The following is a 12,309-nucleotide window of genomic DNA, read 5'->3' as shown; positions in this document are numbered from 1 at the left end:
CGGCGCCATATGATGCCCTCGCATCAGCGCTCAATCTGCACAAATCGGCCCATTGGCTGAACACTCCCGTCAAATCTTCCGCATAAGGGGAAAAACCGCACAATGCGGTCATTGCCTTTGCCCCGGTTCTGTATCAGCCTGTGCCAACAGCTTGATATCCGCGCCAGAAAGGACCCCCCATGCCCAAAGGATACTGGGTCGCCCATGTCGACGTTGACGATATGGACCGCTACAAGGACTATGTTGCAGCCAATGCGGCCCCCTTTGCCGAATACGGCGCCAAATTCCTGATCCGCGGTGGCCCCAAAGAGGTCCGCGAAGGCCAAACCCGCGCCCGCACCGTGGTGATCGAATTCAAGGATTTTGCCACCGCCAAGGCCTGTTACGACTCCGTCGCCTATCAGCAGGCCAAGGCGCTGCGCGATCCGGTCTCAACCGGCGATATGGAAATCATCGAAGGCTACGGCGACTAAGGACCCGCTTGGTCCTAGACGCGCTCAAGGGTAGAATAGTGCCATGCTGAAAAAACTGTTTCAGGTCTTTCGACCTCAAAAGACCCCCGCCCAGCCGGATCCCGATGCCGAGCTGGCGCTCGGCGCGCTTCTGGTGCGGGTGGCGCAATCGGATCGCGACTACCAGCTGGAAGAGATCAGCCTGATCGACCGTATTCTGGCCCGCCTCTATCAGCACGACGCGATTGAGGCAGCAAAGGTCCGTGCCGCTTGTGAGAAACTGCACGCCGCCGCGCCGGAAACCGACACGTTCGGCCGCCTCATCCGCGAAACCACCGGGCTTGAGGAACGGCTCGCGGCGCTAGATGCGCTCTGGGAGGTGGTGCTGGCGGATGGTCATGAGCACCCCGGAGAGATGAAAATCGTAGAGGACGCGCGCAAAGCGATGGGCCTCTCCAAGGCCGACAGCGACACTGCCCGCGCCCGCGCGCAGGGCAAACTGCTTGGCCCCGAGCCTGGCGTGGCCGCAGCTCAGCCGACCACACAAAGCCCGCTTTCGAGCGCCACCACGATATCGCCCACCCCCGACCCGTCAGATAAGGAGCCGCTGCCATGATCAAGGAATTGCTTGGACGACTGCTGGCCCCGGCACCAGAGCCGCTGGACGATGGCGATGCGCGCCTCGCCCTTTGCGCTCTTCTGGTGCGGATTGCGCGGTCTGATCACAACTACTCCGACGATGAACGCGACCGGATCGACCGGATCCTGCGGGCCCGCTACGATCTCGATCTGGGGGGTGCCATCCTGCTGCGCGAACAGGCCGAGGCGCTGGAGGCCGAGGCCCCCGACACCGTCCGTTTTACCCGCGCGATCAAGGACGCCGTTGCGTATGAAAATCGCATGGCTGTGGTCGAAGCCCTGTGGCAGGTCGTGCTCGCCGATGGCAAGCGTGACGCGGCCGAGGATGCGCTGCTGCGTCTCTCCGCCAGCCTGCTGGGGGTAAGCGATGTCGACAGCGCCCGCGCCCGTCGACGCGCGGAGGCCAGCTCATGATCGCCAGCCTGGCGATGTATGACCGCCCCGAAACCGCCCCTGCCCTTGATGCGCTGTGGCAGGCAATCCGGCACGAGCTGACGGCGGCCTCCATCGACGCGCCGGAAACCCTCACCCGTGGCGGCGACCTCTGGTCGATCTGGTCCGATTCGAAATTGCTGCTGGCGCAGACCTGCGGCCTGCCCTACCGCACCCGTCTCTATGAGCAGGTCAATCTGGTCACCACACTGGATCACGGCATCGCGGACTGCCCGCCGGGGCACTACAACAGCGTCTTCATCGCCCATCGCAACCGTGCAAGAAATAGCCTGCAAGCGATCGCAGGCGGCAGCTTTGCCTATAATGAGGCGCTGTCACAATCCGGCTGGGCCGCGCCAATGCTGCATCTGCGCGACCTCTCGCTCCTCCCCGGCAGCCTGTTTCAATCCGGCAGCCATATCGCCTCCGCCCGTGCAGTGGCCGAAGGAACCGCCGATTTCGCCGCCCTTGATGCTGTCAGCTGGACCTTAATGCAGGAACATGACGATTGGGCCAAAGATCTGGTTGAAGTGGCGCGCACACCGTCGACGCCGAGTCTGCCGCTGATCACCGCCAGTACCCGTGATCCGGCCCCCCTCCGCACCGCCGTCGCGCAGGCTGTCGCCACTCTGGATGATGAGCACCGCAAAGCCCTGCACCTGAAGGGTGTATGCGAGATCCCACCGGGCGCCTATCTGGCGGTCCCGACACCGCTCGGCCCGGTACTGACCGAGCAATCCATTCGCCAGCAGGCGGCAGGCTGATCCACCAGACTTATCCGCTCCGGTTACCCCCGGAGCGGAGGCCCTCACAACCGCGCCGCGACCTGCCCGGCGCTGATACCCACACGACAGGGCTGGCACAGAGGTCGGCAGATGCCCCGACCGTGAGCAGTCCCAGGACAATTTGATCAGATTATCCGCCAAAATGCCAATTTCCTCGCGTGCCTTCTCGGTTTGCACGTTGCATCCGCGCTTTTTTTCGGTCCAATAAGGACGAATTCAACGACAATTGGACGAGAGACACCTTGACCGACACAACGCCAGTTCTGGAAATCCGCGGCCTGCACAAGTCATATGGCGAGCTGGAAGTGATCAAAGGTGTTGATATCACCGCCCACCGCGGCGATGTGGTTTCCCTCATCGGGTCCTCCGGATCGGGCAAGTCCACTCTGCTGCGCTGCTGCAATCTTCTGGAAGACAGCCAGGAGGGTGATATCCTCTTCAAAGGCGAGCCGATCAATTGGTCCGGAACCGGCCTTGCCCGGCGTCCTTCGGATGCGAAACAGGTGCTGCGCATCCGCACTAACCTGTCCATGGTGTTCCAGCAGTTCAATCTCTGGGCGCATATGACCATTCTGCAAAACGTGATGGAAGCCCCGCTGACCGTCCTTGGCCGCGACCGCGCCGAGGTGGAGGACGCCGCCCGCAAATACCTCACCAAGGTGGGGATCGGCGACAAATGCGATGCCTATCCCGCGCAGCTCTCCGGTGGCCAGCAGCAGCGCGCAGCCATCGCGCGCGCACTCTGCATGGAACCTGAGGCACTGCTGTTTGATGAACCCACCTCCGCCCTCGATCCCGAGCTGGAGCAGGAGGTGGTCAAGGTGATCAAGGACCTTGCCGCTGAAGGCCGCACCATGATCATCGTGACCCATGACATGAACATGGCCGCTGATGTCTCCAGCCACATCGTGTTCCTGCACAAAGGCCTCATCGAAGAAGAAGGCTGCCCGGACGAAGTCTTTGGCAGCACCCGATCCGAACGTCTGCGCGGCTTCCTTGCCTCGACACGGCACGGTAAATAACCACCAACAAAAAACCTAACCAAACGGGAGTAACCTCATGAAATCTCTTATCCTCGGCACCGCGGCCCTGGCCCTCACTGCGGGCATCGCGATGGCAGACACTGTGCGTCTGGGCACCGAAGGCGCTTACCCTCCGTACAACTTCCTGAACGATGACGGTCAGGTCGACGGTTTTGAACGTGAGCTGGGCGACGAGCTGTGCAAACGCGCCGAACTAGACTGCGAATGGGTCACCAACGACTGGGATTCGATCATCCCGAACCTGCTGTCCGGCAACTACGACACCATCATCGCCGGCATGTCGATCACAGCCGAGCGTAAGGAAGTTGTGAACTTCACCACCGGCTACACCCGCCCGTCGCCCTCCGCCTATGCGGCGATGTCGGCTGATGTCGATGTGAACAGCGCCGTTGTGGCAGCTCAGGCCTCAACCATTCAGGCCGCCCATGTCGCCTCCACCGGCGCTACCTTGGTTGAATTCCCCACCCCGGATGAAACCGTTGCCGCTGTGAAAGCCGGCGAAGTGGACGCGGTCATGGCCGACAAGGACTTCCTGATCCCGATCGTGGGCGAAACCGAGATGGAATTTGTCGCAGACGACGTCCTGCTGGGCGACGGCATCGGCATGGCGTTCCGCAAGTCCGACGACGAACTGCGCGGCAAGTTCGACGTGGCCATCGAATCGATGAAGGCAGACGGCTCCCTGAACGCCCTGCTGGAAAAATGGGAAATCGAAGGCCAGTTCTGAGCCCTCGCATCATCCTGATATCAAGGAAGGGGGGCGCCATGTCCCCCTTCGCCCTTGACCGGTCCCGGCCCTATCGCTGCCCCTGACCTGTCCTTGTCCGAACGAGGCCCGCCATCTTCTCCTTTTGCTCTGATCCGGCCAGCCTGGAGGGTTTCCAGTGGCTGAGCTGTTACCTGACAACCGGCAAGCATTTTGCTTTCTACGCCTCCTTCGGGACGGTACTCCTGCTTCTGGCCGTAACCGCCCCGGCGGCGCTGGCCTTCGGCTTTGGCGGCGCCATGGCCGCGCGCGCGCAGTTCGCGCCGCTCTCCTGGCTGGGCAAGGCCTATATCGCAGTGGTGCGCGGGGTGCCGGATATCGCGTTCTTCCTGTTCTTCGTGATCGCACTGGATCAGGGCATCGAATATCTGCGCCATCAGGTGAAATGCCCCGACTGGGACGCGCCTGTGCGGCAGGGCAATGACTTTGTAGTCTGTGACATTGCCAAGATGCCGCTTAGTTCTTCCGATCAGTGGATCCACGAGGTCTACGGCTTCTCGCTCGCTGTGGTGACCTTTGCCATCGTGTTCGGCGCCTTTGCTGCCAATGTGCTGTTTGGCGCCATGCGTGCTGTGCCCCGTGCCCAGATCGAGACTGCCGAGGCCTACGGCATGACTCATCGTCAGGCTTTCTGGCGCATTCTGGTGCCGCAGATGTGGACCTATGCGCTGCCCGGCCTGTCGAACCTGTGGATGGTGCTGATCAAGGCCACGCCGCTGCTGTTCCTGCTCGGGGTCGAGGATATCGTCTACTGGGCGCGTGAGCTTGGCGGCTCCAAGACCGCCCGCTTTACCGATTACCCCCATGGCGACTGGCGGATGTGGTACTTCCTCGGCCTCCTGGTGTTCTACCTCGCCTTTACCAAACTCTCCGAGGTGGTGCTGGAGCGCATCCGCACCCGTCTGTCCCATGGTCAGGCCACATTGGCAGGCGAAGCCCAAAGGAAAGCGTCATGAGCTGTTTCCAGACCCTTCAGGACTATGGCCTGCGCTCACTTGGGCTTGGCGAACGCATGTTGCCCCGCAGTGATTTTACCCTCTGCGACCAGTTTGTGCTCATCGGCTCCGGCATGCTGTGGAACATCTACTTTGGCGCCATTGCTGTCGTTGTCGGCTTTGTCATCGCCAATGGCGTGGCGCTGGCCAAGAATTCCACCTCCACGCCGCTGCGCAAAGCCGCGGAATGGTTCATCTTCATCTTCCGTGGCTCGCCGCTGTTCATCCAGTTCTTCTTTGCCTACTTCCTGTTCCTGCAGCTAAAGTCGGTCTCGCCAATCTTCAATCCGCTGTCGGCGGCCTGGATGGGCGCACTAATCGTGCTGATCCTCAACACAGCCGCCTATTCCGCCGAAATCTTCTACGGCGCGCTGCGGTCGATCCCCAAGGGCGATATTGAGGCCGCAGATGCCTATGGGCTGTCCGGCTGGCCCCGCTTTCGCCGAATCATGTGGCCAACAATGATGCGACTGGCGTGGCCCTCCTACACGAACGAGGCAATCTTCCTGTTCCATGCGACCACGCTGGTGTTCTTCTCAGGCTTTCCCGCCTGGCAACAGCGCGGCGATGCGCTCTACTACGCCAGCTATTTTGCGGATAAAACGTTCAACCCCTTCGTGCCCTACCCGATCCTGGCCTTCTATTTCATCCTGCTGACGCTGGTGGTGATTGGCATCTTTGGCATCATCAACACCCGGCTGAACGCCCACCTGCCGCAGGAAAAACGCCGCAAGATCCGTTATCGGCCAAACCTGATCCGCTGATCAGATCTCCGGAACCAAGCAACCAAAAGGCGCCCTTTGAGGCGCCTTTTTCTTTGCCCTGCCGGTATGTTTGATCGGGCTGGTAAAACTTTTGATCAAATTTTCTTTGCGTCTTGCGGATCCTGCTTTAGTAATGGGGCAATCAACCAAGGAGCCTCCGATGGATCTGTCTCATCTGCGCACTATCCGCATCGCCGCCTGTGACCTGAACGGGCAGATGCGCGGCAAGCGTATGCCCGTGGGGCTGGCAGACAAGCTGGCAGATGGCGCTGCACGAATGCCGATCTCGACCCTCAATGTCGATCTCTGGGGCCGCGATGTCGAAGACAACCCGCTGGTGTTTGAGACCGGCGACGCCGATGGCGTGATGCTCCCGACTGAGCGCGGCGCAGTCCCGATGCCCTGGCTGGCCAACCCTTCGGCGCTGGTTCCGATGGCGATGTATTGGGAGGATGGCCGCCCCTTCATGGGCGATCCGCGCCACGTGCTGGCCGATGTCCTGGCACGCTACCAGCAGCGCGGCTGGCGGGTTATCGCCGCCACCGAGATGGAGTTCAGCCTGCTGGACGACAGCGGCGCACAACCCGCCCCGCCCATCGACCCGCTCACAGGCCGCGAGTTGGATCAGCAATCCGTCCTGTCGGTCGCGGAGTTGGACGCCTTTGATGCGTTTTTCACCGACCTCTACGAGGGGTCCGACGCGATGGGCATCCCCGCCCAATCCGCCATCTCGGAGGCCGGTCTGGGTCAGTTTGAAATCAACCTCAACCATCAGGATGCCATGCGCGCCGCCGATGACGCCTGGCTGTTCAAGGCGCTGGTCAAAGGCCTGGCCCGCAAACACGGGTTTGCCGCCACTTTCATGGCCAAACCCTATGCCGAAGAGGCCGGAAATGGCATGCATGTGCATTTCTCGGTCGAGGATGAGGACGGCAACAATGTCTTCAACGACGGCACCGAACGCGGCTCGGATCTGCTGATGAACGCGGTGGCCGGCTGCCTCACCGCGATGCCCGCCAGCACGCTGATCCTGGCACCACACGGCAATTCCTACGACCGACTGGTCCCCGGCGCGCATGCCCCCGTCAGCGCCGCCTGGGCCTATGAAAACCGCACCGCCGCCATCCGTATTCCCGGCGGCAGCCCCAAGGCGCGCCGCATCGAACACCGGGTCGCAGGCGGCGACATCAACCCGTATCTGATGCTCGCGGTTGTCCTCGGCGCGGCCCTCGCCGGGATTGAAGATGGCGCCACGCCACCTGCCCCGTCCGAAGGCAACATCTATGAGATTGACGGGTTGCCACAGCTGGCACCGGACTGGGCCTCTGCGGTTGATCTCTTCGACAGCGACCCCCTGATTGCCCGCATTCTGCCGGATCGCGTGATCCGCAATCTGGTGATGATGAAACGTCAGGAGCTGGCAGGCTTCGCCGAGCGCCCGGCAGAGAGTCATTGGCTGTCGTGGCTTGAGGCGGTATGACATCAGCCTGTCAAAGCCCACAACGCCCCGCATCAAGCGCTTGCCTGAGCTGCGGACCTCGGCTAGGCTTAATTTGATCAAATTTGGTGACCCATGAAAATCGGCATTCTGCAAACCGGCCACGCGCCCGAAAACCTGATCGACAGCTCGGGCAACTATGACCAGATGTTCCGCAATCTGCTGGCCGACGGCGGTTTTGACTTCGACACCTACGCGGTGGTCGACAACATTTTCCCCAGCGGCGCTGACGCGGCAGATGGCTGGCTGATCACCGGCTCCAAACATGGCGCCTATGAAGATCACGACTGGATCCCCCCGCTAGAGGATCTGATCCGCGAGATCCACGCCCGCAAGCAGCCATTGGTCGGCATCTGCTTTGGTCACCAGATCATTGCTCAGGCGCTTGGCGGCAAGGTTGAGAAATTTGCCGGCGGCTGGGCCGTTGGCCCGGTGACATATCAGATGGACGACAAGCCCCTGCGGCTCAATGCGTGGCATCAGGATCAGGTCACCACCCTGCCCGAGGGCGCACGGGTTCTAGCTGGCAACGATCATTGCAAGAACGGCATCCTTGCCTATGGCGACCACATCTGGACCCTGCAACCGCACCCGGAATTTGCCAGCAGCTTTGTCGGCGGTCTGATCGACAGCCGCGGGCGCGGCGTGGTACCAGACGCGATCCTTGATGCCGCCAGCACCGAATTACACCACCCCGTCCAATCGGGTGAAATCGCAACCTTCCTCAATGCCTTCTTCCAGAAAGAGAGGACCTGATGTCAGCCTGGCTCGACACCCTTCCCGAAGCTGCAAAAACCTATCTGGAGGGCCGTCGTCTCGACGAGGTTGAATGCATCATCTCGGACCTGCCGGGCATCGCCCGGGGCAAGGCGGTGCCAGCGTCCAAATTTGCCAAGCAGGATTATTTCCACCTGCCCGACAGTATTTTCTACCAGACCATAACCGGCGACTGGGCCGAGGCGGCGGATGACGATGGCTGGATCGAAAAGGACATGATCCTGAAACCGGACATGTCCACCGCCACCGCTGCCCCCTGGACCGGCGACTGGACCCTGCAAGTGATCCACGACGCCTATGACCGCGACCACAAACCCATCCCCTTCAGCCCGCGCAACGTGCTGAAACGGGTGGTGCAGCTGTACCATGACAAAGGCTGGCAACCGGTTGTGGCACCTGAAATGGAATTCTTCCTCGTCGCGCGCAACATTGACCCGGCGCGTGAAATCGAACCGATGATGGGGCGTTCCGGCCGTCCTGCAGCGGCCCGTCAGGCCTATTCCATGACCGCCGTAGATGAATTTGGCCCGGTGATCGATGATATTTACGACTTTGCCGAAGCCCAAGGCTTTGAAATCGACGGCATCACCCAGGAAGGTGGCGCAGGCCAGCTGGAGATCAACCTGCGCCATGGCGATCCGGTGAAACTGGCCGATGAGGTGTTCTATTTCAAACGTCTGATCCGGGAGGCCGCGCTGCGGCACGATTGCTTTGCCACCTTCATGGCCAAACCCATCGCTGATGAACCCGGTTCAGCCATGCACATTCACCATTCGATCATCGACATGGAGAGCGGCGACAATATCTTCTCCGGTCCGCAGGGCGGGGAAACGGATGCGTTTTACCACTTCATCGGCGGGTTGCAGAACCATCTGCCCGCCGGTCTGGCGGTGATGGCACCTTACGTGAATTCCTATCGCCGCTACGTGAAGGAACAGGCCGCCCCGATCAATCTGGAATGGGCGCGCGACAATCGCACCACCGGGATCCGGGTGCCGCTTTCGGGCCCGGAGGCACGGCGGGTGGAAAACCGCATCGCCGGGATGGACTGCAACCCCTATCTGGGGATCGCGCTGTCACTGGCCTGCGGCTATCTGGGTCTTGTCAACGAGGAACGCCCGCGCAAGCAGTTCAAGGGCGACGCCTATGCGGGCGACGGCGATATCCCCCAGGTGATGGGACAGGCACTGGATCTCTTTGAAGAGGCCAGCGCGCTGCATGAGGTGCTGGGGCCAGAGTTTGCCCGCGTTTATTCCATCGTGAAACGCGCCGAATATGACGAGTTCCTGCAGGTAATCTCTCCTTGGGAACGTGAGCATCTGCTGCTGAACGTCTAACACTGCCAGCGCTGGCGTCCGCCGCGACGTCAGCGCTGGTGAGTATTTATGGAAAGATGACAGGCAGTTGCGCTTGCCCGCATCGGGCAGTACCTGCCGGTGATTGAGGTGTGTGATGGCATTGAACCTGCTCTATTCCAATGACCGCAAAGGGACCTATCCCAACAGCTGGTATGCGGCAACCGCCACACCGCTTGCGCCCTTTGCCCCCTTGCAGGGCCAGGCCCGCGCCGATGTCTGCATCGTTGGCGGCGGCTATACCGGCCTGTCGGCCGCATTGCATCTGGCAGAAGCCGGGCGGTCGGTCATCCTGCTGGAGGCCAACCGTGTCGGCTTTGGCGCCTCGGGCCGCAACGGCGGTCAACTGGGCAGCGGTCAGCGCATGGAGCAAGACGGGCTGGAAAGCCTGATGGGTGAGCCGGAGGCCGCGAAACTGTGGCATCTGGCCGAAGACGCCAAGGATCTGGTGAAATCCCTGATCGCGCGCCACGGTATCGACTGTCATCTGAAACCGGGCATTGCCCATGCCTGTTTTTCCAAAAGCGACGTCAGCCATGAGCACCGCTATGTCGAACATCTGCAAACCCGCTATGGCTATGGCGACATCACCGCGCTGGACGCGGCTGCATTGCAGGCCATCTGCCCCTCGCCCGCCTATGTCGGCGGCTCGCTGGACATGGGCGCGGGCCATCTGCATCCACTGAACTACGCCCTTGGCCTGGCCCGTGCCGCAGCAGCTGCCGGGGTGCAGATCTGCGAGGGCAGCGAGGTTCTGGACATTGAGACTGGCGCGCAAGTCCGACTGCGCACTGACACAGGCAGCGTCACCGCCGATCATCTGATCCTGGCCTGCAACGGCTATCTCGGCGGCCTCAACCGGCAGGTCGCCGCGCGGGTGATGCCCATCAACAATTTCATCGCCGCGACCGAACCGCTTGGCGAGGAGGCCGCACAGGTATTGGCCCGTGATGTGGCCGTGGCCGATAGCAAATTTGTGGTGAATTACTTCCGGCTCAGCCATGACGGGCGCCTTCTGTTCGGCGGCGGCGAAAGCTATGGCTACCGCTTCCCCAGCGATATCGCCGCCACCGTGCGCAAGCCAATGACCGAGATATTCCCGCATCTGCACGATGTGAACATTGACTACGCCTGGGGTGGCACCCTGGCCATCACCATGAAGCGGATGCCCTATCTGGCCCGGCTTGCCCCCAATATCCTCAGCGCCTCGGGCTATTCCGGCCATGGGGTCGGCACTGCCACCCATGCAGGCCAGTTGATGGCGCTGGCCATTGCGGGCGACGGAGACGGGTTCGACACAATGGCGCGCGTGCCCGCCCCCGCCTTCCCCGGCGGGGCTGCCATGCGCAGCCCGCTACTGGCGCTGGCGATGACCTGGTATGCGCTGCGCGACAGGCTGGGCATCTAAGATCCAGCAACGCGCTCTCCAGAACGGCGCGCCGCTCCTGCATCTGACAGGCCCAAAGCAACAGTTTCGTGAAATTATCCGCCAAAACCCGCCGCCCCTGCCGCGGGTGCTTGGCATTTGCCCATATACCTTTTATGTTTTTGGAAAGGTAGTTTCAGGATTTTGAAATATGAGCCAGACATCCCCGTCGCAGGTCCCGAATGTCCATCAGGCAGAACCCATCCCGGAGGCCGCGCGCACGGCGCTTGAGGCGTTGATGCAATCCGGCGATCTGTTCCGCTACACCGCGCCGCAGGATGCGCCGGTTGCCCTGCTGGAGGAGGAATTCGCCCAGCTACTTGGCAGCAAATACGCGCTGGCGGTGTCGTCTTGTTCGGCCGCCCTGTTCCTGTCGCTGAAGGCGCTGGATCTGCCCCGTGATGCACGCGTGCTGATCCCGGGCTTTACCTTCGCCGCTGTCCCCTCCTCTATCGTGCATGCCGACTGCGTGCCGGTGCTGTGCGAGGTGGGCGCGAACTACCGCATCGACATGGCCGATTTTGAGGCCAAGCTGAAGGATGTGCAGGCGGTGATCATCAGCCATATGCGCGGCCATACCTCCGATATGGATGCGATTATGGCGCTCTGTCAGGCGCGCGACATTCCGGTGATTGAAGACGCGGCCCATTCGCTGGGCACCACTTGGCATGGTCGCAATATCGGCACGCTGGGCGCCATCGGCTGTTTCTCTTTCCAGTCCTACAAGATGATCAACGCCGGCGAGGGCGGTATTCTGGTCACCGATGATGCCGATCTGGTGGCCCGCGCCGTGATCATGTCCGGTGCCTACGAACACAATTGGAAGAAGCATAAATCCGCACCCGGCGACAACACCGGCGATCTGGAGCAGGCCTTTGCCAAATGGCAGAACCAGCTGCCGCTCTATAACCTGCGGATGAGCAACCTCTCTGCTGTGGTGATCCGTCCGCAACTGCCGGAACTGGCACGCCGGGTCCGCGACGGGCTGAAGAACCACGATTATGTGGCAGATCAGCTCAACCGCTCGCCGCATATCGACGTGCCCGCCCCGCTGAAACCAGAACAGCGCGCGCCGGATTCGATCCAGTTCAATCTGGTTGATATGAGCAGCGAAGAGATCAACCGCTTTGCCGCCGCCGCCGAGGCGCGGGGTGTCAAGGTGCAGATCTTCGGCCTCTCCGAAGACAACGCCCGTGCATTCTGGAACTGGCAATTCCTGCGCGACATCCCCGAGCTGCCGCAGACCCGCGCCATGCTGATGCAGGCCTGCGATGTACGCCTGCCGGTGCGCCTCACACGCGACGAACTCAATGTGATCGCGGATGTTCTGCTGTCGGCGATGGCCGACGCTATGGGGGCCGCAGCAGCCTGATTTCA

The 12,309-nt window shown here is 61.6% G+C and carries 13 protein-coding genes; all 13 read left to right on the top strand.

The window, feature by feature from the left end:
* Positions 1-179 precede the first annotated feature (179 nt).
* The 13 genes from J4721_RS03380 (at position 180) to J4721_RS03320 (ending at position 12,304) form a co-directional block, all read left to right on the top strand.
* Positions 180-473, top strand: a complete 294-nt coding sequence (locus J4721_RS03380; RefSeq protein WP_014874274.1) for a DUF1330 domain-containing protein — start codon at positions 180-182, stop codon at positions 471-473.
* Between the two features lie 43 nt (positions 474-516).
* Complete coding sequence (locus J4721_RS03375; protein WP_014874273.1) at positions 517-1,068, top strand: TerB family tellurite resistance protein; 552 nt, start codon at positions 517-519, stop codon at positions 1,066-1,068.
* Positions 1,065-1,505: a TerB family tellurite resistance protein gene (locus tag J4721_RS03370; protein WP_014874272.1), complete on the top strand. Its 441-nt coding sequence runs from the start codon at positions 1,065-1,067 to the stop codon at positions 1,503-1,505. Before J4721_RS03375 ends, J4721_RS03370 begins: the two co-directional genes overlap by 4 nt.
* Positions 1,502-2,287 carry a phosphate/phosphite/phosphonate ABC transporter substrate-binding protein gene (locus J4721_RS03365; protein WP_211002100.1) on the top strand — a complete coding sequence of 262 codons (786 nt, stop codon included), beginning with the start codon at positions 1,502-1,504 and terminating at the stop codon, positions 2,285-2,287. Before J4721_RS03370 ends, J4721_RS03365 begins: the two co-directional genes overlap by 4 nt.
* A gap of 263 nt (positions 2,288-2,550) precedes the next feature.
* Positions 2,551-3,330, top strand: a complete 780-nt coding sequence (locus J4721_RS03360; RefSeq protein WP_014879679.1) for an ABC transporter ATP-binding protein — start codon at positions 2,551-2,553, stop codon at positions 3,328-3,330.
* Positions 3,331-3,367: 37 nt separating this feature from the next.
* Positions 3,368-4,078 carry a transporter substrate-binding domain-containing protein gene (locus J4721_RS03355; protein ID WP_014874269.1) on the top strand — a complete coding sequence of 237 codons (711 nt, stop codon included), beginning with the start codon at positions 3,368-3,370 and terminating at the stop codon, positions 4,076-4,078.
* Between the two features lie 113 nt (positions 4,079-4,191).
* Positions 4,192-5,073 (top strand): ABC transporter permease, encoded by an 882-nt coding sequence (locus tag J4721_RS03350; protein ID WP_076619744.1) that lies wholly within the window; start codon positions 4,192-4,194, stop codon positions 5,071-5,073.
* Positions 5,070-5,876: an ABC transporter permease gene (locus J4721_RS03345; protein WP_014874267.1), complete on the top strand. Its 807-nt coding sequence runs from the start codon at positions 5,070-5,072 to the stop codon at positions 5,874-5,876. The genes J4721_RS03350 and J4721_RS03345 overlap by 4 nt, the downstream gene beginning before the upstream one ends.
* 160 nt (positions 5,877-6,036) lie before the next feature.
* Positions 6,037-7,356 (top strand): glutamine synthetase family protein, encoded by a 1,320-nt coding sequence (locus tag J4721_RS03340; RefSeq protein ID WP_076619742.1) that lies wholly within the window; start codon positions 6,037-6,039, stop codon positions 7,354-7,356.
* Positions 7,357-7,449: 93 nt separating this feature from the next.
* Entirely contained in the window at positions 7,450-8,130 is a 681-nt protein-coding gene (locus tag J4721_RS03335; protein WP_014874265.1) for a type 1 glutamine amidotransferase, read from the top strand.
* A complete protein-coding gene (locus J4721_RS03330) occupies positions 8,130-9,488 on the top strand; it encodes a glutamine synthetase family protein (protein ID WP_014874264.1) in 1,359 nt (452 codons plus the stop codon). Before J4721_RS03335 ends, J4721_RS03330 begins: the two co-directional genes overlap by 1 nt.
* A 115-nt stretch (positions 9,489-9,603) precedes the next feature.
* Positions 9,604-10,914: an FAD-binding oxidoreductase gene (locus tag J4721_RS03325; protein ID WP_211002099.1), complete on the top strand. Its 1,311-nt coding sequence runs from the start codon at positions 9,604-9,606 to the stop codon at positions 10,912-10,914.
* A 169-nt stretch (positions 10,915-11,083) separates the two neighbouring features.
* On the top strand, positions 11,084-12,304 hold the full coding sequence (locus tag J4721_RS03320) for a DegT/DnrJ/EryC1/StrS aminotransferase family protein (RefSeq protein WP_211002098.1): 1,221 nt from the start codon (positions 11,084-11,086) through the stop codon (positions 12,302-12,304).
* The last annotated feature ends 5 nt before the right edge of the window (positions 12,305-12,309 follow it).

The organism is Phaeobacter sp. HS011 (assembly GCF_018101215.1).
In the GTDB taxonomy this organism is placed as follows: Bacteria; Pseudomonadota; Alphaproteobacteria; order Rhodobacterales; family Rhodobacteraceae; genus Phaeobacter; species Phaeobacter inhibens.
This window is presented reverse-complemented; position numbering and strand designations above follow the sequence as displayed.